Raw genomic sequence first — 20,916 nt, forward strand, 5'->3', positions numbered from 1 at the left:
CACAGGGCGGCCCCCCCGTAAGTTGACAGAGTCCGGCCTCAAGGAAGACGATGACTTATCATGATAAGTCGCCGCGTGGGGGCGTGATGCCCGCAGTGGAAAAGGTGCGCGCCGGGGTGCTCGAGGTCGCGTTCGAGCGGCACGGCAACCCGGGCCACTGGCCGGTGGTGCTCCTGCACGGGTTTCCCTACGACCCGCGGTCCTACGACCGGGTTGCGCCGGCGCTGGCAGCCGCCGGCGCCCACGTGGTCGTGCCCTACCTGCGCGGTTACGGGCCCACCCGCTTCATCGACGCCGGCACGCCACGCTCCGGGCAGCAGGCCGCGCTCGCCGCCGACCTGCATCGACTGATCGGCGCCCTGGGATTGGCCGCGCCGATCGTGGCGGGGTTCGACTGGGGTTGCCGCGCCGCCTGCCTGACGGCGGCGCTGTGGCCCCGCGACGTGCGGGCGTTGGTGAGCGTGTCGGGTTACCACGTGCAGAACATCCCCGCCGCGGCCGCCCCGGCGGCGCCGCAGGACGAGCGCCGACTCTGGTACCAGTACTACCTGCACGGGAAACGCGGCCGGGCCGGACTCAGCGCTCACCGCCGCGAATTCGCCCGGCTGCTATGGCGGGAATGGTCGCCCGGCTGGGCCTTCACCGACGTCGAATTCGACGCCACCGCAGCCTCTTTCGACAACCCCGACTTCGTCGATGTCGTCGCGCACTCCTACCGGCATCGCTACGGCTTGGTCCCGGGTGATCCCGCCTACCAAGAGCTGGAAGACACGATCACCACCCAGCCGCCCGTTCGGGTGCCGACCGTGGTGATCGACCCGCAGCGCGACGGCCTCGTCCCCGTCGTGCCGCCACGCGCCGCCCACGAGGCGCATTTCCGCGCCCTGCTCGACGTCCGAGCGGTGCCGGCCGGGCACAACGTGCCGCAGGAAGCCCCGGATGCTTTCGCCGACGCCGTTCTGCACGCCCACCGCAACAGCTGACGCGTGCGCGGGCTTGCCGGGCCGCCCACTAACCTGAACCGCGTGAATCTGGACGTTAATCAGGCCTCCATCCGCGAGGTGTGTGACGCGGGCCTGCTCGCCGGCGCCTTGACGGTGGTCTGGCAGCGCGGACAAGTGTTGCAGGTCAACGAGATCGGCTACCGCGACATCGACGCGGGCCTGCCGATGCGGCGCGACACGGTGTTCCGCATCGCGTCGATGACCAAGCCGGTCACGGTCGCGGCGGTGATGAGCCTGGTCGACGAGGGCAAGCTGGCGCTCAAGGACCCGGTGGTGCGCTGGGCGCCCGAGCTGGCCGACGTGCGGGTGCTCGACGACCCGCTCGGCCCGCTGGACCGCACGCACCCGCTGGGCCGCGCCATCCTGATCGAGGACCTGCTCACCCACACCAGCGGCCTGGCCTACGGCTTCTCGGTGTCCGGGCCGATCGCCAAGTCCTACGTCCGGCTGCCCTTCAACCAGGGCCCGGACGCCTGGCTGGCCGAGCTGGCCAAGCTGCCGCTGGTCCATCAACCCGGCGAGCGGATGACCTACAGCCACTCCATCGACCTGCTGGGCGTCATCGCTTCCCGCATCGACGGCAAGCCGTTCAACGAGGTTCTCGACGAACGGGTCCTGGGCCCGGTGGGGATGCCCGACACCGGGTTCTTCGTCTCCCCCGAAACGCGGCGCCGGGCGGCGACCATGTACCGGCTGGACGGGCAGGGCCGGCTGCACCACGACGCGATGGGTCCGCCGCACATCAAGCCGCCGTCGTTCTGCAACGCCGGCGGCGGGTTGTGGTCGACCGCCGACGACTACCTGCGGTTCGTGCGAATGCTCCTCGGCGACGGGGAGATCGACGGCGTGCGGGTGCTCTCCCCCGAGTCCGCCCGGCTGATGCGGACCGACCGGCTCACCGACGAACAGAAGCGGCACAACTTCCTCGGGGCGCCGTACTGGGTCGGCCGCGGCTTCGGGCTGAACCTGTCGGTGGTGACCGATCCCGCAAAGAGCGCGCCGCTGTTCGGGCCGGGCGGGCTCGGGACGTTCAGCTGGCCCGGCGCGTACGGCACGTGGTGGCAGGCCGACCCGACCGCCGAGTTGGTGCTGCTGTATCTGGTCCAGAACCTGCCCGACATGTCCGCCGACGTGGCCGCGGCCGTCGCGGGCAACACCTCGCTGGCGAAACTGCAATCGGCGCAACCGAAGTTCGTGCGGCGCACCTATCAGGCGCTCGGCCTGTAGCGCCATGGCCGCCTACCCGCCCGACCGCATGACCGGCCCCAAGCTGGTGCTGCGCCCGCCGGTGCTCGACGACGCCGGCGCGCTGTATCAGCGGGTCGCCCGCGATCCCGAGGTCACCAAGTACCTGCTGTGGGCGCCGCATCCCGACGTCGCGGCGACGCGGCGGGTGATCACCGAAAAGCTCAACGTCGGCGGCGACGAGCGGACCTGGGCCATCACGCTGAAGAACAGCGGCGAGGTCATCGGGCTGACGAGCTGCCGGCGCACGGTGCCGCACTCGGTCGAGGTCGGGTACTGCCTCGGCCGGCGGTGGTGGGGCAAGGGCTACATGGGCGAGGTGCTCGACCTGCTGCTGGGGGCGCTGCAGGCCGATCGGCAGGTATATCGCGTGTGGGCGACGTGCAGCCCCGACAACGTGCGCTCGGCGCGGCTGCTGGAGCGCGCCGGTTTCGGGCTGGAGGGGCGACTGGCCCGGCACGCCGTCTACCCCACCCTGGGACCCGAGCCCCTGGACGCGCTGATGTACGCCAAGATCCTGCGCTGACCGCGCGGCTAACCTTCCTGTTCCAGCGCCCGCCGCGCGTAGGCCCGCACGTCGGCGTCGCTGTCCTTGAGCGCGATGCTCAGCGCGTCGCGGGCGGCCGGCTCGCCGGCGAACCGGGTCAGGCTGAGCACGGCCGCCTTGCGCACGTCGAGGTGCGCGTCGGCCAGCGCCTCGGCCAGCCGCGGCACGGCGGCGTCGGCCGCCGCGCCCTTCAGCGCCCGCGCCGCGCCCTCCCGCACCTGCCAGGCAGGCGCCCGCAGCGCCTCCCGAATAGCGGCCAAATCGCCCTCAGCACAGCCCAATTCGCCCAGCGCGGCCAGCGCGGCGGCCCGCACCAGCGGGTCGGGGTCGGCGACCAGCGCGCTCACCGCCCGCGCGCCATCCCCCAGCGTCGCCAGGCCGGCGACCGCCGCGATGCGCACCTCCCGGCTCTCGTCGCCCGCCGCCTCGACGACCCCGGCGACGTCGTCGACCGACACCAGCGCCCGCACCGCCTCGATCCGCACCCGATGGTCGGGATCGGCAAGCGCGCGGCGGTATTCGGCGGCGTCGCCGGCACGCCGCGCGGCCAGGATGTGCACCGTGGCCGCGCGCACCACCGTGTCGCGCGACCCCAGGTACGCGCGGACGCCGGCCGGGTCGGGCAGCACCTCCACCAGTTCGCGGAGGCCGTCGGCGGCGGTGCGGCGCACCGCGGCGTCGGCGTCGTCCAGCGCCGCGAACAGGGCGGGCGCGTATCCGTCGGGAATGTGCTCGGTCAGCGTGGCCACCGCGGTCCGCCGCACGCCGGGATCCGGGTCGGCCAGATACGGCTTCAGCTCGGCGATCGCGGGTTCCTCCAACGCCAGCACCTCGGCGATGCGCGGCGAGGGCGGCTCGAACGCGGGGGCGGCAGCGGCGATTCGGGAGCGGGCGGCGGCCGGGGCCTGGCCGCCGACCAGCGCCGGCTGCTCCACCTCGTGCACCCGCTGGTCCGCCGGCGGCAGGCCGTCGAGTTCGGCGACCGGCACGAAATACGGTGCGACGGGCCGCTTCAGGAACGCCATCTGCCCATCGGGCCCCTTGCGCAGGTTCAGGTGATAGCCCCACTGGGCGTCGTCGCGGCCGGGCAGATCCGCGCGGTCATGGTAGAGCCCCCACCGCGATTCGGTCCGGGTGAGCGAGGAGCGGGCGGCCATCTCGGCGCAGTCGCGGATGAACGACACCTCGACCGCGCGCATCAGCTCGTGCGGGTTGCGGGCGCCCATCTCGGCGATCTCGTCGCCCATCCGCTCGAAGGTGCGCACCGCGATCGACAGCTTGGCCGCCGTCTTCGGCGGCGCCACGTAGTCGTTGACGAACCGGCGCAGCTTGTATTCGACCTGCGGCTGCGGCGGCCCGTCCGGGTGGCGCAGCGGGCGGTAGATCAGCTCGTGGGCGTCGCGCAGCTGGTCCTCCGGAAGCGCCTGCGGCGCAGCCACATCCGCGGATATCGCGGCGGCGTCGGTGCCGGCGAGGTCGCCGAACACGAACGCCCCGATCATGTAGTTGTGCGGGACGCAGGCCAGGTCGCCGGCGGCGTACAGCCCCGGCACCGTGGTGCGGGCGTGCTCATCGACCCAGACCCCGGACGCGGAATGCCCGCCGCACAAACCGATCTCGGAGATGTGCATCTCGATGTCGTGGGTGCGGTAGTCGTGGCCGCGGTTGGCGTGGAAGGTGCCGCGGGTCGGGCGCTCGGTGGTGTGCAGGATGTTCTCCAGCGCCGTCAGCGTCTCGTCGGGCAGGTGCGACACCTTCAGATAGATCGGCCCGCGCGCGGAGTCGATCTCGCTTTTGACCTCGGCCATCATCTGCCCCGACCAGTAGTCGGAGTCGACGAACCGCTCGCCGTGCGCGTTGACCTGGTAGCCGCCGAACGGGTTGGCCACGTACGCGCACGCCGGGCCGTTGTAGTCCTTGATCAGCGGATTGACCTGGAAGCACTCGATTCCCGACAGCTCCGCGCCCGCATGGTAGGCCATGGCGTAGCCGTCGCCGGCGTTGGTCGGGTTCTCGTACGTGCCGTACAGGTACCCCGACGCGGGCAGGCCCAGCCGGCCGCACGCCCCCGTGGCCAGGATCACCGCCTTGGCCCCGACGGCGACGAATTCGCCGGTGCGCGTGTTTAAGGCGGCCGCGCCCACCGCCCGGCCGCCGTCGGTGAGCACCCGCACCGGCATCAGCCGGTTCTCGATGCGGATCTTCTCCCGCATGGACCGCTGCCGCAGCACGCGGTACAGCGCCTTCTTGACGTCCTTGCCCTCGGGCATCGGCAGGACGTAGGAGCCCGAGCGGTGCACCCGGCGCACCGCGTACTCGCCGTGCTCGTCCTTCTCGAACTTCACCCCGTAGCGCTCCAGCCGCTGCACCATCGCGAAACCGCGGGAGGCGGTCTGATAGATGGTGCGCTGGTTGACGATCCCGTCGTTGGCGCGGGTGATCTCGGCGACGTAGTCCTCGGGCTCGGCCTTGCCGGGGATGACGGCGTTGTTGACCCCGTCCATGCCCATCGCGAGCGCGCCGGAGTGCCGCACATGGGCCTTCTCCAGCAGCAGCACCTGCGCGCCGTGCTCGGCGGCCGACAGCGCCGCCATGGTGCCGGCGGTGCCGCCGCCGATCACCAGCACGTCGCAGTCGAGGCGGGCCGGGACCAGATCCGGAACCTGCATCATGCCGCGACCGAATGATCCAGCGCGGCAACGATTTCCGCGCGCAACCCGTCCTCGGGCCGGTCGCCGCGCGGCTCCGGTACGTCGATCGAGGCGCGCACCGGCTCGCCGGCCCGGCCCAGCACGACGATCCGGTCCCCCAGCGCCAGCGCCTCGTCGACGTCGTGCGTGACGAAGACGATCGTCGTCGGGTGGGTGCGCCAGGTGTCGATGAGCAGCCGCTGCATGGCGGCCCGGGTCTGGGTGTCCAGCGCCCCGAACGGCTCGTCCATCATCACCGCGCGCGGCGCCCCGGCCAGGCCGCGGGCCAGCTGGACGCGCTGACGCATCCCGCCGGACAGGCTCTTGGGCAGGTAGTGCCCGAAACCGGCGAGCCCCAGCTCGTCGATCCAGCGCTCGGCCGCGGCGCGCCGGGTGGCCCGGGGCTCGCCGCGCAGGCGCAGCGCCAGCTCGATGTTGGACCGCACCGTGCGCCACGGCAGCAGCGCGTTGTCCTGGAACACCATGCCGCGGTCGCCGGAGGTGGTGGTGACCTCGGCGCCGTCGGCCAGCACCCGGCCCTCGTCGGGCGACAGCAGGCCGGCCAGCGCCCGCAGCACCGTCGACTTCCCGCACCCCGACGGCCCGGTGAGCACCAGGATCTCCCCCGGCCGCACCACCAGGCTCAGCCCGTCGATCACGGGATCCCCGGTGTAGGACAACCGGACTCGGTCCAGCTCGAGACTCATCCCGGTTTTTGTCACGGTCATCGCTGCCCTTCCTGCGCGCGCGGCAGCCACCGGGTCACGCGGCGGCCCACCAGTTCGACGGCGGCCGACGTCGCGAACCCGAGCACGCCGATGGTGATGATGCCGACGAACACCTTGGGGTAGGCCAAGACCGTGTAGTCCTGCCAGGTGCGGTAGCCGACGCCGAGACGGCCCGAGATCATCTCGGCCGAGATCACGCAGATCCACGCCACGCCCATGCCCACCGACAGGCCACCGAACACCCCCGGCAGGATGCCGGGCAGCACCACCTGGGTCAGCACCTCCCACCGGCCGCCGCCCAGCGTGCGCACCGAGTCCTCCCACAGCGTGGGCAGCGCGCGCACCGCGTGCCGGGTGCTGACCATGATCGGGAAGTAGGCCGCCAGGAACGTGATGAACACGATGCCGGCCTCGTCGGTGGGAAACAGCAGGATCGCCACCGGCACCATCGCGATCGCGGGGACCGGCCTGGCCAGTTCGGTCAGCGGGCCGAGGACGTCGGCGAACAGCCGCGAGCGGCCCAGCAGCACACCGGTCGCGACGCCGACGACGGCGGCCAGCCCAAAACCGGTGAGGATGCGCAGCAATGACTGCGCGAGGTCGAGCCAGTACTCGTAGGCGCCGAGCCGGCGGTGCAGCGCGTGCACGATGTCGGTGACGGTGGGCAGCGTGTCGAATCGCAGCAGCAGCCGCACCTTGCCGGCGGTGAGCAGCTGCCACAGCCCGATGGCCGCGGCCACCGACGCCAGCCGGATCAGCCGCGACCCCCACGGCCGCCCCGTCCGCGCCCCCGGCCGCGGCGCCGTGACGGCGGGTAGCGGCACCGGGCCGGCGACCCGTTCGCTCAACTCGGCGGTCATACCGAACCTCCCAGTGCTTGTTGGTAATTCACGGCGACGCTGCCTTGATGCGCGGCGACGTAGCGGCGCGCGCCCGCCACCGTTCCGAACGGGTGATACGTCCGCCCGTCGCGCACCCAGACGGCCTTGTCGGCGAACCACCGCGTCCCGAGCTCGGCGTCGGGAACGTAGGCGGCGCGGACCCGGGCGCCGCGCGCGCTCGCGTCCCTGATGGCCTGCAGCAGGCCGGTGGGGTCGGCGACCGTCTGGGTCGCCTCCGACCCGTCCAGCCACAGCTCGCTCGCCAGGGCGGGGTCACCGCGCAGGGTCGACGGGTTGGCGCTGCGCGCCCGGACCGCGTCGTAGTCCAGGCCGCGGGCGGCGAACACGGCGCGCAGCGGCTCGTCGACGGCGAACTTTGCGACGTCGAGGTCGGCGAAGTCGCCGATCGATTTCAGATACGGCACATCGCTTTTCAGCGCATCGATCAGCGACGGCTTCAGCGTGGCGTCGAACGACGTGCCGCCGGGGCCGTTGTAGAGGTACACCACCTCCTGCGGCAGGCCGCTCGCCTGGGCGACGATGCGGGCGGCCTCCAGCGGCTTGGTGTTGAGGAAATCGGTGGCGTCCAGCTGGGCCTGCAGGAAGGCCCCGAGCACCTCCGGGTGCGCGGACGCATACGACCGCCGCACCACCACGCCGTGCAGGGTGGGCAGGTTGAGCTCCGCCCCGTCGTACAGCAACTTGGCCTTGCCCTGGTAAACCAGCAGCCCGGGCCAGGCGACGAACTGCGAAAGAGCTTGCACCTGACCGGATTCCAGGGCAGACGCGCCGATCTGCGGCTGCTGGTTCAGCACCTCGACGCCGCCGACGCCGCCCTTGTTCAGCGCGCGCACCAGCGTGCCGTGGCCGGCGGACCCCACGCTGGCCGAGACCTTCGCGCCGGCCAGGTCGGCCAGCGTGGTCGCGGGCGAATCCGGCGCCACCACCACCATGTTCAACGCGCCCTTGGGGTTGTAGCCGGTGATCGACACCATCTCCGTGCGGGCCAGCGGGTTGGTCTGCGTCTTGGAGCCGTTGATCAGCATCGGGTAGTCGCCCATCGACCCGATGTCGATCTTCTCGGCGAGCATCTGCGCGGTGATCGGGGCGCCGGTGTCGTAATCCTGCCAGCGCACAGCGTATTTGGTCCCGGTGCGGGCGGTGATGTCGGCGAGCCGGCGCTCGAGGTACCCCTGCGCCCGCAGCAGGGTGCCCGCCGTCACCGTGTTGATCGTCTTGGACTGGTATCCGACCACGACGTTGACGACCCCGGAGGACTGGGACAGCGATTCCAGCGAGCAGCCGGAGACCACCGCGACCACGGCGGTGAGCACCGACAGCAGCCGTAGGGCGTGCTTTCTCATGGGGAGCCTTCGTGTTTCAGCGCAAGAGATAGGGCATGTTGACGGTGACGGCGCCGGTGGGACAGCGGGCCGCGCACGGGCCGCAGTACCAGCACTCGTCGACATGCATGAACGCCTTGCCGGTGTCGGGGTCGATGGCCAGCGCGTCCAGCGGACAGACCTCGACGCACAGGGTGCAGCCGTCGATGCACAGCGACTCGTCGATCGTGACCGGCACGTCGGCGCGGTTGTTGACCAGGCTCATGGCTTGCTCCTTATCGGGTCGGCCCTGATGAGGCTGCCGCGCATGGTGATTCGATCGCCACGCATCCGGATGTACTCGAGGTCGACGGGCCTGCCGTCGTCGAGGCAGGTGAGCCGCTCCAGCATGAGCAGCGCCGCCCCGTCGGGCACTTGGAGGGTGGCCGCCGAGTGGGCGTCGGCGGGGATGGCCTCCAGCGCCAGCGACGCCGAGCCCAGCGGCCGCCCGCTCACCTGCTCGATGAGCGCGAAAAGATCGTTGGTCTCCAGCGGGTGCTCGAGGATCTGGGTGCCGATGTCGGGCACCAGATACGTCAGGTCGAGGCTGAGCGGCAGGTCGCCGAGGTAGCGCAGCCGCTCGATGAACACCGCCCGCTCGCCGGGTTCGAGCCGCAACCGGCGCGCGACCGACGGCGGGGCGGTCACCGGCATGGCGGCGCGCACCTGGTTGCGCACCTCGCCGAGGTCCTTGAACGTTTCCTTCAGGCCGAGCAGCGCGTCCAGCCCGTGGGAGTACTTGCGCAGGGCGACGTGGGTGCCGACCTTGGGCCCGCGGTCGATCAGCCCTTCATGCTTGAGGACGCCCAGGGCCTCGCGAACGGTGTTGCGCGACACCGAGAATTCGGCCGCCAGGTCGTGTTCGGCGGGCAGCCCGTCCGGGTACGCCTCGGCGTGGATCTGCTGGCGCAACACGTCGGCGACCCGGCGGGCCCGGTCGGCCCGCGGCCCGTTGCTGATCGGGTGCGCCACGCCGTCACGCTAACGCGGTGCGGCGGCCCATCCGGGGCGGCCGAACGGGTGCCGTCGGCGCAGGTCACGGTATTGCGCCGGGGGACGTTCCGCGGCGACCAGCCAAAACTTGTGCCGGTCGGGCTATTGCGCCACCCCGACCAGGGCGTCGTCTTTGCGATCCGGGTGAGCAAAATCCGGGGGGTCGGCCGGCACCAGGGGCACCGCCGCCAGGGGGAACAGCGCGCACAGCGCCCAGGCCACCGGGTAGTGCGCGGCCATGATCAGCGCGCCGAAGACCGGCGGCCCGGAGGCGGCGACCAGCCGCTGGGTGGTGTTCTGCACGCCCAGCGCGCGCCCGCTCCAATAGGGCCCGGCCAACTCGGTGATCGCGGTGGCCTCCAGCCCGTTGTCGAGCACCGCGAGCACCGACACGGCGACCATCAGCAACACGCCGTAGCCCGAACCGCTGCCGTCGGTCACGGCGAGCAGGAACAGGGCCGCGGCGCACGCGATGGCGATGGCGCGGACGGGCCGCATGCGCGAGCCGACGCGATCCGACCAGCGGCCGACCGCGATTCGTCCCAGCGCGCCCAGCAGTTGGGCGAAGGTGACCAGCCCGCCGGCGGCCGCCACCGACCAGCCGTGGTGATTGATCAGCCACACGAGCACGAAGGTGACGGTCACCGCCTGGGGCATCATCAGCAGGCCCGCCACCGCGTGGATTCGCCACAGCACGGACGAGCCCCGATACGGGCTGGCCAGTTCCGCCTGCGCCACCGCCTTGCGGGGCTTGCGCGGCGGGTCGACGATTCCGATCGCACTGGCCACCGCGCCCAGCGTGCACATCAGGGCGAGGAACATCAGCCCCCGATGCGGGCCGCTTTCGGAGAGTTCGGGAATGATCAACGCGCCCAACGCGATCCCCAGCGGTTGGGCCGTCTGGCGGATGCCCATCGCCAGGCCGCGCTGCCGCGGCGGGAACCACGCGGACACCAGCCGCCCGCCGGCCGCGTTGCAGCTGGCCGCCGCCATCCCGCCCATGAACAGAAACACGCCGACCATCAGCAGCGAATGGGCCGACGCCGCAGCGTAAGCCGCCGCCGCAGTGAGCGCCGAGCCCACCGTGAGCACGAACCGCTCGCCCACGCGGTCGAGAACGTAGCCCCACAGCACGAGCGTGACCACCATGCCCCAACTGGGCATCGAGGCCAGCAGGCCGGCTTCGGTCAGCGGAATGCCGCGGCGGCCCTGTAGCGAAGGGATAAGGAAAGCAACGCCGTTGATGAAGAGAAAAGAGCTTGCCGTCACCCCCAACGAGATGGCCATGATCGACCATCGCGCCCCCGCGCCGAGTTCGAACGTGGTGTCCGATTCCTTCAGCATCACCCCATGGTGACATCGCAAAAGCGGTGGAACTTTTTGAATACTCAGGTATTTGCGAACTTGTTATAAGAATCGGGGTCGCGCTCCGTCTCGGTGATGGTTCCGAAACCGACTGTCCCCCTTGTCATTTGGTTCGCAGGCGCCCCATCGCGGCGGCGCCGGCCGACGCCATAGTTTCACAGGAAAAACTCAGCAGCTTCCTAAGCTGTGACGCAATGATCGATGCGAGAGCCCGATTCGCCTGAAAAGATCACTACCTGTGAATGACGTTGCAAAGCACGCCCTGTCCAAGGTGCCCGCGGTCACGCTGGGCTTCTGGGTGATCAAGATCCTCGCGACGACGCTCGGCGAGACCGGCGGCGACACCGTCACGATGACGCTGAACTGGGGCTACGTGGCCGGCGTCGCCCTGTTCGGCGTCACGCTGATCGTGCTGGTCGCGGCGCAGATCCTGGCCAAGCGTTTCCACGCGAGCCTGTACTGGGCCACGATCGTGGCCTCGACGACGTTCGGCACCACGCTGGCCGACTTCGCCGACCGCCAGCTGGGGATCGGCTACACGGGCGGCTCGCTGCTGCTGTTGGGCCTCCTGCTGGCCAGCCTGGGGCTGTGGCGCTGGTCGGAGGGCACGGTATCGGTGAACACCGTGGCGACGCCCAAAGCCGAGGCCTTCTACTGGGCCACCATCACGTTTTCCCAGACGCTGGGCACCGCACTCGGGGACTGGCTCGCCGACACCCGCGGATTCGGCTACGAAAGGGGCGCGCTGGTGTTCGCCGGCGCCCTCGCCGCCGTCGTGGCCCTCTATTTCTGGACCCCGATTTCGCGGGTCGCCCTGTTCTGGGTCGCCTTCATCCTGACGCGGCCGCTCGGCGCAACCGTCGGCGACTTCCTGGACAAGCCCGTCGACCACGGCGGTCTGGCCCTGAGCCGCCCACTGGCGTCGGCGGTGATCGCCGCGATCCTGGTCGCGTTGGTCATCATCCTCCCGCAGCGTCCGGGCCGTCATCCCGGCCGGCCGGACGACCGCGCGGCCGCGGAAGCCGCCTGACCACAAGTCTTCCCAGCCGATTCCCAGCGATGCAGGCCTACGCTGGAGGTGTCATGCCTAGATTGCCCAACTGGACCAGCACATTGCTTGTCGGCGTTGCGATTGCGGCGGGGGCAGGCGTCGTCGGATCGGCGACGGCGGCGGCCGACCCGGATGTGTTCAGCACCCTCAGCTGCAGCTGCCAACAGGCGGCTCCAGCCGGCAGCCCTGCCCGAAAGGACGCGATCGCCCGCGGAATCCGCCAGGGCCTGTCGGATCGGCCGGCCGCCGCCGGATAGCGCCGCTCAGGCGCGTTCGTTCACCGGCGCAGCGACGCTGTCGCCGTTGCGCGCGGCGGCGGGGCCGTTCGGGGGCAGCTCGAAGGCCGGGTACGCCGAACCCACCGCGGCGGTCGCCGCGTTGCGTTGGGCCTCCATGCGGGCCAGCGCCGCGTCGGTGAACACCGACAGCCCGAGATCCGGGTTGTAGCCGTGGATTTCCTTGACGTCCAGCTGCGCGAGGAAGTAGACGATCTCCTTGGACACCACCTGGCCCGGGACCAGCACCGGGAAGCCGGGCGGGTAGGGCACCACGAACGTGGTGGACACCAGGGTCCGGCCTTCGGCCAGCCGCCGCCCGGCCATGCCGATCAGCACGTGCTCGCGGTCCGACTCTTCGTATCCGGCGTAGAACGCCGAGCGCATGTCGCCGAACTTGCACGCGTCCACCGGGCGGAAGGCGACGTCGAATTCGCTGAAATCGGGGAGGTGCGGCAGGTCCTCGGTGATCTCCTCCACCCGGCGCTGCTGCAGGGCCCGGTCCTCCTTGCCGCCGATGCTCTCGCTGCGCTCGAAGTCCGTCGCGATCCGCCGTAGCACGTCGAGCAGGTAATGCACGCTCGACCAGGTGACCCCGATGGTGAAGATCAGCAGCACGCTGTTGATGGAGGTCTTGTTGATCTGGATGCCGAAGCGGTCCATCAGGATCTTCTCGCGGAAGTCGTAGCCGTTCATGCCGGTCTTGCCGACGAACAGGGTGACCCGCGTCGCGTCGAGCACGAACTGGTCGGAGCGCCACGCCTCGTTCCACTCGGCCAGCGCGCCCTGCCTGACCTGACGGTACGAGCTGACCGACGACGCCCGGAACTCGTCGGGCACCAGGTCGGACTCGTCGAGGATGCGGAACCACTTGCCGATCAGCCGGTCCTTGCGGACCCGGTGCCGGAACACCAGCGCCATGTTGTAGGTGTTGCGGACCAGCTCGAAGCCTTCGATGTCGACCTGCCGGCGCGCCAGGTCCAGCGACGCCAGCAGCTGCTGGTTCGGCGACGTCGACGTGTGGGTCAAAAACGCCTCGGCGAACGCGTCGCGGGTGAGCGCCTTGAAGTCCTGGTCGCGGACGTGGACCATCGACGCCTGCCGGAACGCCGACAGCGACTTGTGCGTGGAGTGCGTGGCGTACACCCGCACCCGCGCCCGGGCGGGGTCGGGAAGCAGCCGCCGCTCGAGCCACTCGGAGCGGTCCACCCCCTCCATCTCCGCGGCCCAATCGCGGTACTCCGCAGCGTATTCCGGTGAGGCCAGCATCTGCTCGAGCCGTTCGGCGGACACCATCGCGGTGCGCTGCCGGGCCCACGGCACGGCGGTGGCGAACGCGTACCACGCCTCGTCCCACAGGAAGCAGATGTCCGGCTTGATCGCCAGCACCTCCTCCATCACGCGGCGGGGGTTGTAGACGACGCCGTCGAAGGTGCAGTTGGTGAGCAGCAGCATCCGCACGCGGTCCAGCTGGCCGGCGGCCTCGAGGTCGAGCAGCGCCTTCTTGATCGTGTGCAGCGACACGGCCCCGTAGATCGCGTACTCGGGCAGCGGATAGGCGTCCAGGTACAGCGGATAGGCCCCGGCGAGCACCAGGCCGTAGTGGTGCGACTTGTGGCAGTTGCGGTCGATCAGCACGATGTCGCCCGGCCGCGTCAGGGCCTGCACGACGATCTTGTTGGCGGTCGAGGTGCCGTTGGTGACGAAGTAGGTGTGGTTGGAGTTCCACGTGACGGCCGCCTTGTCCATCGCCGTCTTGATGTTGCCGTGCGGGTCCAGCAGCGAGTCCAATCCCCCGGACGTGGTGGACGTCTCGGCCATGAAGATGTTGCGGCCGTAGAACTCGCCCATGTCCTGCAGGGTCTTCGAGTTGAAGATGCTGGCGCCGCGCGCGACGGGCAGCGCGTGGAACTGGCCGACCGGGGCCGCGGCGTAGGCGCACAGCGCGTCGAAAAACGGTGTGCTGAAACGGTTTCGCAGGCCCGCCAGGACGGTGCTGTTCAGGTCGGTGACGTCGTTGAGCCGGTAGAACGTGCGGTCGTAGACGTCGGGTTCGTCCTCGGTCTCCGCGGCGATCGACTCGTCGGTGAGCAGGTAGAGGTCGATGTGCGGCCGCAGCTCCCTGATCCATTCGGCGCACTCGACCCAGTCCTGGGTGTCCCTGGCCACCACGTCGTCCCCGGCCGGGCCGAGCAACGTGTTCATCAACGGCACCCGGTCGCGGGACCGCAGCGGCAGGTCGTGGCGGATGATCGCGGCCTGGATCTCGCCGTTCAGCGCGACCGCGGTGATGGCGTCCTCGATGCTGCCCACCACCAGCAGCTCGTACTGCACGTCGTCGGACGGCCTGCGCAGCGCCCGCAGGCATTCGGCCAGGCTGTCCGGCGCCGTCGCCGGGGCGTCGTCGGCGAGCAGCACCGTGTAGAACTGCTGCTGCTTGGCCTGGGCGACCAGCTCCTGCTCGGCCAGCGGCGCGGAGGTGTCGAAAAGCCCTGCGCGGTCGCCGTATTCGCCGAGCAGCCGCACGGCCAGCGAAACCTCCTCGGCGAGCCGCACCGTCGACAGCGAGTCGAGGTGGGAGCGGAACGTCGCCAGGTTCGCCGCACCGGGGTACAGCCAATACCGCTCGTAGGCGGCGAGCCGATTCATCAGCCGCTGCACCCGGCACACGTCGTGCGTCTTGTCCAGGCCGGCGAGGTCGACCTCGGCCAGGTGACGGCACGCGTCGTCGAGCAGGTTCCAGGTGTCCAGGCGCGTGTGCGACGGGTTGGCCACGGCGGCCAGCGCGGACACACGGAGCCGGCGCGGGCGGGCGCTGTCTCGATCCATCTGGCCATTGTGGCCCACTTCGCCGCGTGCGCGACGATTATCGGCGGTCCGATTTGCCGTACGCGACGGCCACGACCAGGCCCACCCCCGCCATCAACAGGAACAGCACGACCACGGGGTCGACCAGCTCGAAGATCACGCGACCGATTCGGAAACGTAGGGCTCCGCGCTGAGCAGCGTCACGACCGGGCTGGCGCCATCGGGAATCGAGTAGATGCGCCGCTCCCCCGGGCGCGCGCCGGCGATCGCGCGGCCCAGCGGTGACAGGGTCGAGTACGCCTTGATGTCGGCGCCTTTGGCGCCGTAGCGGCCCAGCAGAAAGGTTTCCGTGTCGCCGCTGTCCTCGTAGCGGATGGTGAGCACCATGCCCGGCTCGGCGGTGTTCTCCGGAGTGTCCGTGACGATCGCTCGGGCCAGCAGATCCTCGATCTCCCGGATGCGCGCCCGCCGCGCCGAGTAGCGCGCGATCCGGTGGACGTCGTGATCCATGAAGTCGTCCGGCACTTCGATGCTGCGGCCCGAGCGCAGCGCCGTCAGCTCGCTCATCAGCCGGCCGTACTCGTGTCGGTTCAGGTGGATTCCTTGTGTCTCAGTCATTTTCAGTGATTCTCTTTCTCTAGGGAGTGTCGTCAGGGACGGGCCGCGGTTCGGCAACCGCCCCTGACGACTCGGAGGCCGCGGCTACTGCGCGGTGCTGCCGCTGACCATGCGGTCGAAGTCGCGCTGCCAGCCGGCGTGTCGGCTCCGGTCGAGCAGGAGGCGCGCGCCGCCGAACAGCGCCGCCGCGCCGATCACCACGCCGAACCAGAGCGCCGCCCCGGCGGCCACCGCTTCGTCCACGGCGGTGAACATCGGCTTGCTGACCGGCGACCCTTGCTCGTCCACCCACACGTCAACGCGATCACCGGGTTTCACCGCCCGCTCGACGGCCACCATGCCGGTGTGTTCGACGCCGGCGGCGTCCCAGCGCGCCGGCGCGGTGACTGTCGGGCTGGACAGATTCCGGCGGCCGTCGCTGTCGCCCGTGATCGTCGCGACGACCTGGTGGCGGGCCCGCGCCTGCTCGGCATAGACCCGGGCGCGGGATTCGTGGACCGCCGTCCCGACGGCGGCCGCGACCGGCAGCGCGAGGATCGACACCGCGAACGCCAGCACCAACAACAGCGCTTCCACCCTATCGATGGTGCGCACCAACGGGTTCCGGCCGAACAGCCGCGCGAGCGGGCGCGGCATGCGCGCCGGAACCGCGAAGGTTTCCAGCTCGTCGGGGCGCGGAGTGGTCATGGGATCGGGTCACCTCAAAAGCGGGCTTTTGGTTACAACTCCATGGTGCGATGGATGGCGGCCGCGGGGTTTGCCCTGGCCGGACAACACCGTCGACCGCGCGTTGTCGCGTTCCGACAGTGCGGACCCTCAGGTGTCGGTGGCCGCCAGCTCGATCGTCATCGCCAGCCGCTTCTTGGGGTCGTCCAGCGACAGAGTGGTGATCTCGGCCATCTTGCGCAGCCGGTACCGCACGGTGTTCTCGTGCACCCCCAGCCGCTCGCCCGCGCGCACCGGGTCCCCTTGGGCCTCGAGCCAGGCCCGCAGCGTGGCGACGTAGTCGGTGGAGTTCGCCCGGTCGTGGCGGCGCAACTCGGCGACGGGCCCACGGTCGGGCAGCCGGCCGGCCCGCGCCGCGGTGCGCAGCCGCTGCAGCAGGATGTCGTCCCACGCCTCGTCGTACGCCGGCGGCGCGCCGCCGCCCGAGGACAACGCGTGCAGCGCCAGGCACTCGTCGGCCTCGCGGCGCGCGGCGATGAGGTCGGTCGCCTCGGCCGGCCCGCTGATGCCCGCCGCGACGTCCACCGCGTCGGGCAGCGCCGCCGTCAGGTCTCCCACCCAGCGTCGCGCGGCCGCCGCCCCCTCCCCGGGCAGCAGCGTGTAAACGGTGTTTCCGGCCAGCGCGCTGCGACCGGGCCGCGACCAGCCGAACCCCGTGGTGGCGCGCTCGAATGCCAACAGCAGCGCGGCGTCGCGCTCGCCGCCGACGGACGCCTGCAGGGCGACGACCCGCAGCGGCCCGCGCGGCAGGCCCAGCCGGGTGGCGAGCGTCGCGGCGTCGATGGTGCCCTCCAACAACTGGATCACCAGCTCGGATTCGATCTGGCGCTCCAGGTCCGCGCTGGCCCGGGAGCGGAGCAGATGCAGGGCCACCGTCTGGGCGCCGTCGGCCAGCGCGGCCCGCTCGGCGCCGTCCAGCGGGGCCGTGCACGCCACCCAGAGCGAACCCAGCAGCTCCTGGCCGGACCGCACCGCGACCACCATGCGCCCGGTCAGGCCGTGCTCGGGTTCCGGCGCGACGAACAACGGGTCGTCGGACGCCCCCAGGTGCGCGAACACGCCGCGCGCCTCGAACAGCGCGCGCAGGCGCTCGGGTGCCTGGCGGCCCAGGATGGTCTCCGCCCGCGCGGGGTCGGCGTGCTGCTGCAGCCGCGAGTACGCCAGCACCCGCAGCTGCCGGTCCTCGATGGTCACCGCGCCGCCGGTCGACTCGGCCAGGCTGTCGGCCAGCGCGAACATGTCGGTGGGGCCGCGACCGGATTCGGTCTCGCGGCCCTCCAGCACCAGCCCGTAGACGACCGCGGCGACCTCGCTCCACGACACCGACCCGTCGAGCACCAGCACCGCTGTCTGCCCGTCGGCCGCCGTCGGCTCCGCGCCGTCGCGCGTCAGCACCACCACCGCGTGGGCCGACGCGGCCCATCGGACCGCCTCCTGCGGCGAACCGGCCCCGATCGCCAGCAACACGTCGCCCACCAGCGGACGCTCGGCGGCCGGTTCGTGGATCACCACGCTGCGCAGCTCGGTCGACCTGGGCAGCGACGACCAGCGCAGCCGGACCCCGTAACCCCCCAGCACGTTCACCAAGCGGTCCAAAGTGATCACGAGCCGCTCCCGGGTCAGCCGTCCAGTTCGTCGTCGCTGTCCACGATGCGCCGGTTCGCCCGCCCGTCCATCCACCGCAGCACCGGAAGTTCCCGGCTGCGCGCCGGCAGCTCGGTGACGTCGCTGAGCGAGCGCACCACGGCCTGCGTCAGGCCCATGATGGCGGCCATCACCGGAAGCAGCGGCTGCAGCGGCCGGGCGGCCGAGCGGACCGTGCTGATGCGGCGGGCGACGAGCAGGCGTTCGATCGAGTGGTAGAGCCAGGCGCCCACGCCCAGCGCGTAGATCGCCAGCGCCGAGGCGACGACCGTCCACCCGTACGCGGCGCATACGACGGCACCCAACACCACCGTCGCGGCCAGGAAGGCGGCGACGGCGACGCGCAGCTCCAGCCGCGTCATGGTTCCTTCCGGACCGCCTTGGCCGCCGCCCGGATCTGCGGCGTCACCAGCATGACCTGGCCGAGCACCCCGTTGACGAAGCCCGGCGAGTCGTTGGTGGACAGCTCCTTGGCCAGCTGCACGGCCTCGTCGACGGCGACCGGCTCCGGGACGTCGTCGGCGTAGAGCAGCTCCCACACCGCGACCCGCAGGATCGCGCGATCCACCGCGGGCAGCCGGTCCAGCGTCCAGCCCTGCAGGTGCGTGCTGATCAGGTCGTCGATGTGGGCGGTGTGTTCGCTGACCCCGCGGGCCGCCGAAGCCGTGTACGGGAGCAGCGGCGCCACGTCCGGGTTCGCGTCGGCCAGCGCGGTGCGGACGTCGACGACCTCCGCCGGGCTCATCCCGCGGGCCTCGGCCTCGAACAGCAGATCGACGGCGCGCTTGCGCGCCTGGTGACGTCCCTTGGGAGGCCGGCTCACGCGTTGACGCGGCCCAGGTAGCTGCCGTCGCGCGTGTCCACCTTCAGCTTGTCCCCGGTGTTGATGAACAGCGGGACCTGGATCTCGGCGCCGGTCTCGACGGTGGCGGGCTTGGTGCCTGCGCTGGACCGGTCGCCCTGCAGGCCGGGCTCGGTGTGGCTGACCTCCAGCTCGACGGACACCGGCAGCTCGATGTACAGCGGCGCCCCGTTGTGGAAGGCCACCTGCACGGGCAGGCCCTCCAGCAGGAACCGGGCGGCGTCGCCGACCAGGGACTCCGGCAGGTGGTGCTGCTCGTAGTCCTCGCTGTCCATGAACACGAAGTCCGAGCCGTCGCGGTACAGGTAGGTGGTGTCGCGCCGGTCCACGGTCGCGGTGTCCACCTTCACGCCGGCGTTGTAGGTCTTGTCGACCACCTTGCCCGACAGCACGTTCTTCAGCTTGGTGCGCACGAAGGCCGGGCCCTTGCCGGGTTTGACGTGCTGAAACTCGACGATCTGCCACAGCTGGCCGTCGATAACCAGGACAAGCCCATTTTTGAAGTCGGCAGTCGAAGCCACGATCGGTGTATCTCCTAGAGATTGCGCAGTTATCAGCGAAATAGATAGTGGTCCGAGCAGAGCGGCCACCCGCAGCAGCTTACCCGCGACCGGGCCACCCAAGAATCAGGTAGGCGACTACTCAATGCTCCCACCAGGTCTCATGCCTACCTTGCAGTTATCCGGCGGGCACAGGACCGGCCGGGCCAGTGACGACCCAGGCTTGCTCGGAGGTGGAACGACATGTCGTTTGTGATTGCGGCGCCGGAGGCGATGTCGGCGGCGGCAGCGAGTCTGGCGGACATCAAGTCCGCGCTCGGCGCCGCCCACGCGGCCGCGGCAACCCCTACGACGGCGGTGCTGGCCGCGGCCGAGGACGAGGTGTCGGCGGCCGTCGCGGCGGTGTTCTCCGCTCACGGCCAGGGCTATCACGCGCTCAGCGCTCGGATGGCCGGGCTTTATGACCAGTTCGTGCAGGCGTTGAGCGCCGGAGGGGGCGCCTATTCGATGACCGAGGCGGCCAACGCCTCGCCGTTGGACACGGTCTGGCAAGAAGTGCGCGGAGTGATCAACGCGCCCACCAACCTGTTGTTGGGGACACCGCTGATCGGCAAGGGCGCCAGCGGGGCGCCGGGGACCGGGCAGAACGGCGGGCCGGGCGGTTTGTTGTGGGGCGACGGCGGCGACGGCGGGTCGGGGGCGCCCGGGCAGCCCGGCGGCCGAGGCGGCAACGCCTGGTTCTTCGGCAACGGCGGCCGCGGCGGGGCCGGCGGTACCGGCACGACGGGCACCCCCGGCGGCGTCGGCGGTCTTGCCGGTAACGGCGGGCCCGGCGGCAATGGCGGGCTGATATTCGGGAGTGGCGGTGTCGGCGGGACCGGCGGCGTGGGCGGCACAGGCGGGGCCGGCTTGTCCGTCACCGCCGGCGGTACCGGCACCAGCGGCGGGAATGGGGGCACCGGCGGCAACGGCGGGCCCGGCGGCCAAAACGAGGGCATATCGGGCTTGTTCGGCGGCCATGCCGGTGCCCAGGGTGACGGCGGCACCGGGGGCGCCGGCGGCGCCGGCGGCGACAGCACCTACAACGGCAGCAGCATCGTCGCCGGCCACGGCGGCGCCGGCGGCGACGGCGGACACGGGGGCGACGGCACCAACGGCGGCGGCGGAGGCGCCGGCGGCAGGGGCGGGAACGTCGAGCTCATCACCACCGGCCCCGCCGCCGCGGCCTCCGGCGGCGGAGGGGGCGGCGGCGGTCAGGGCGGCAACAGCACGGGCGGCGGCCCCGGCGGTACGGGCGGCACCGGCGGCACCGGCGGTCAGGCCGGAGCCTTCGCCGACACCAACGGGACCGGCCCGGGCGGCTTCGACGAGCTCTTCGGCGGCGGGGGCGGCACCGGCGGGGGCCCCGTCGGCGCCGTCGGGGGCCCCGGCGGAGGCGGAGGTGGGGGCGGCGCCGCGGTCGTCGGGAACCTCGTGGCCAGCGGTTCCACCGGCCGCACCGGCGTCGGCACCGGCGGCGGCCTGGGCGGCGGCGGCGCCTCCGGCGTGGTCACCAGCACCGACGCCTTCGCCGGAGGCGGTGGCGGCGGGGGTGGGG

General features: G+C 71.3%; 19 protein-coding genes. 5 read left to right on the forward strand and 14 right to left on the reverse strand.

The window, feature by feature from the left end; all coding sequences use genetic code 11:
* Positions 1 to 50 precede the first annotated feature (50 nt).
* Genes AWB89_RS03330 through AWB89_RS03340 form a run of 3 tightly spaced genes read left to right on the forward strand, consistent with a single transcriptional unit; the run spans position 51 to position 2,775 of the window.
* Entirely contained in the window at positions 51 to 983 is a 933-nt protein-coding gene (locus AWB89_RS03330) for an alpha/beta fold hydrolase (protein WP_241520418.1), read from the forward strand.
* A gap of 42 nt (positions 984 to 1,025) precedes the next feature.
* Positions 1,026 to 2,231 (forward strand): serine hydrolase domain-containing protein, encoded by a 1,206-nt coding sequence (locus tag AWB89_RS03335; protein ID WP_169716577.1) that lies wholly within the window; start codon positions 1,026 to 1,028, stop codon positions 2,229 to 2,231.
* A gap of 4 nt (positions 2,232 to 2,235) precedes the next feature.
* Positions 2,236 to 2,775, forward strand: a complete 540-nt coding sequence (locus tag AWB89_RS03340) for a GNAT family N-acetyltransferase (protein ID WP_085171562.1) — start codon at positions 2,236 to 2,238, stop codon at positions 2,773 to 2,775.
* A gap of 8 nt (positions 2,776 to 2,783) precedes the next feature.
* Here the strand turns inward: AWB89_RS03340 and AWB89_RS03345 are convergent, their stop codons facing one another.
* The 7 genes from AWB89_RS03345 to AWB89_RS03375 form a co-directional block, all read right to left on the reverse strand.
* Positions 2,784 to 5,468: a fumarate reductase/succinate dehydrogenase flavoprotein subunit gene (locus AWB89_RS03345; RefSeq protein WP_174627803.1), complete on the reverse strand. Its 2,685-nt coding sequence runs from the start codon at positions 5,466 to 5,468 to the stop codon at positions 2,784 to 2,786.
* Positions 5,465 to 6,214: an ABC transporter ATP-binding protein gene (locus AWB89_RS03350; RefSeq protein WP_085171564.1), complete on the reverse strand. Its 750-nt coding sequence runs from the start codon at positions 6,212 to 6,214 to the stop codon at positions 5,465 to 5,467. The genes AWB89_RS03345 and AWB89_RS03350 overlap by 4 nt, the downstream gene beginning before the upstream one ends.
* Positions 6,211 to 7,074 (reverse strand): ABC transporter permease, encoded by an 864-nt coding sequence (locus AWB89_RS03355; RefSeq protein ID WP_085171566.1) that lies wholly within the window; start codon positions 7,072 to 7,074, stop codon positions 6,211 to 6,213. Before AWB89_RS03355 ends, AWB89_RS03350 begins: the two co-directional genes overlap by 4 nt.
* Complete coding sequence (locus AWB89_RS03360) at positions 7,071 to 8,459, reverse strand: ABC transporter substrate-binding protein (protein WP_085102222.1); 1,389 nt, start codon at positions 8,457 to 8,459, stop codon at positions 7,071 to 7,073. The genes AWB89_RS03355 and AWB89_RS03360 overlap by 4 nt, the downstream gene beginning before the upstream one ends.
* A gap of 16 nt (positions 8,460 to 8,475) precedes the next feature.
* Positions 8,476 to 8,703 (reverse strand): 4Fe-4S dicluster domain-containing protein, encoded by a 228-nt coding sequence (locus tag AWB89_RS03365; protein WP_085171568.1) that lies wholly within the window; start codon positions 8,701 to 8,703, stop codon positions 8,476 to 8,478.
* On the reverse strand, positions 8,700 to 9,449 hold the full coding sequence (locus AWB89_RS03370) for a GntR family transcriptional regulator (protein ID WP_085102224.1): 750 nt from the start codon (positions 9,447 to 9,449) through the stop codon (positions 8,700 to 8,702). The genes AWB89_RS03365 and AWB89_RS03370 overlap by 4 nt, the downstream gene beginning before the upstream one ends.
* A gap of 123 nt (positions 9,450 to 9,572) precedes the next feature.
* Complete coding sequence (locus AWB89_RS03375) at positions 9,573 to 10,814, reverse strand: MFS transporter (protein WP_085102226.1); 1,242 nt, start codon at positions 10,812 to 10,814, stop codon at positions 9,573 to 9,575.
* A gap of 259 nt (positions 10,815 to 11,073) precedes the next feature.
* Between AWB89_RS03375 and AWB89_RS03380 the strand changes: the two genes are divergently transcribed.
* A complete protein-coding gene (locus AWB89_RS03380; RefSeq protein ID WP_085171570.1) occupies positions 11,074 to 11,865 on the forward strand; it encodes a COG4705 family protein in 792 nt (263 codons plus the stop codon).
* 284 nt (positions 11,866 to 12,149) lie between these two features.
* Here the strand turns inward: AWB89_RS03380 and AWB89_RS03390 are convergent, their stop codons facing one another.
* From AWB89_RS03390 to efp, 7 genes are all read right to left on the reverse strand, one after another.
* Positions 12,150 to 14,990 carry an aminotransferase class I/II-fold pyridoxal phosphate-dependent enzyme gene (locus AWB89_RS03390; RefSeq protein ID WP_085102232.1) on the reverse strand — a complete coding sequence of 947 codons (2,841 nt, stop codon included), beginning with the start codon at positions 14,988 to 14,990 and terminating at the stop codon, positions 12,150 to 12,152.
* A gap of 135 nt (positions 14,991 to 15,125) precedes the next feature.
* On the reverse strand, positions 15,126 to 15,587 hold the full coding sequence (locus AWB89_RS03395; RefSeq protein WP_085171572.1) for a GreA/GreB family elongation factor: 462 nt from the start codon (positions 15,585 to 15,587) through the stop codon (positions 15,126 to 15,128).
* A gap of 84 nt (positions 15,588 to 15,671) precedes the next feature.
* The gene (locus AWB89_RS03400) at positions 15,672 to 16,274 is read right to left on the reverse strand and encodes an Rv1733c family protein (protein ID WP_085171574.1); all 603 of its coding nucleotides are present in this window, start codon (positions 16,272 to 16,274) and stop codon (positions 15,672 to 15,674) included.
* A 129-nt stretch (positions 16,275 to 16,403) separates the two neighbouring features.
* On the reverse strand, positions 16,404 to 17,918 hold the full coding sequence (locus AWB89_RS03405) for a PucR family transcriptional regulator (RefSeq protein WP_085171576.1): 1,515 nt from the start codon (positions 17,916 to 17,918) through the stop codon (positions 16,404 to 16,406).
* Positions 17,919 to 17,932: 14 nt separating this feature from the next.
* The gene (locus AWB89_RS03410) at positions 17,933 to 18,319 is read right to left on the reverse strand and encodes an antitermination protein NusB (RefSeq protein WP_085102240.1); all 387 of its coding nucleotides are present in this window, start codon (positions 18,317 to 18,319) and stop codon (positions 17,933 to 17,935) included.
* A complete protein-coding gene (nusB, locus tag AWB89_RS03415) occupies positions 18,316 to 18,780 on the reverse strand; it encodes a transcription antitermination factor NusB (protein ID WP_085171578.1) in 465 nt (154 codons plus the stop codon). The genes AWB89_RS03410 and nusB overlap by 4 nt, the downstream gene beginning before the upstream one ends.
* Positions 18,777 to 19,340, reverse strand: a complete 564-nt coding sequence (gene efp / locus AWB89_RS03420; RefSeq protein WP_085102244.1) for an elongation factor P — start codon at positions 19,338 to 19,340, stop codon at positions 18,777 to 18,779. Before efp ends, nusB begins: the two co-directional genes overlap by 4 nt.
* 222 nt (positions 19,341 to 19,562) lie before the next feature.
* On the opposite strand from efp, the gene AWB89_RS03425 reads away from it, so the two are divergent.
* The coding region (locus AWB89_RS03425) for a PE family protein (protein WP_142282433.1) at positions 19,563 to 20,916 on the forward strand (1,354 nt) is incomplete at its 3' end.

The sequence above is a fragment of the Mycobacterium paraense genome (assembly GCF_002101815.1).
Lineage (GTDB): Bacteria > Actinomycetota > Actinomycetes > Mycobacteriales > Mycobacteriaceae > Mycobacterium > Mycobacterium paraense.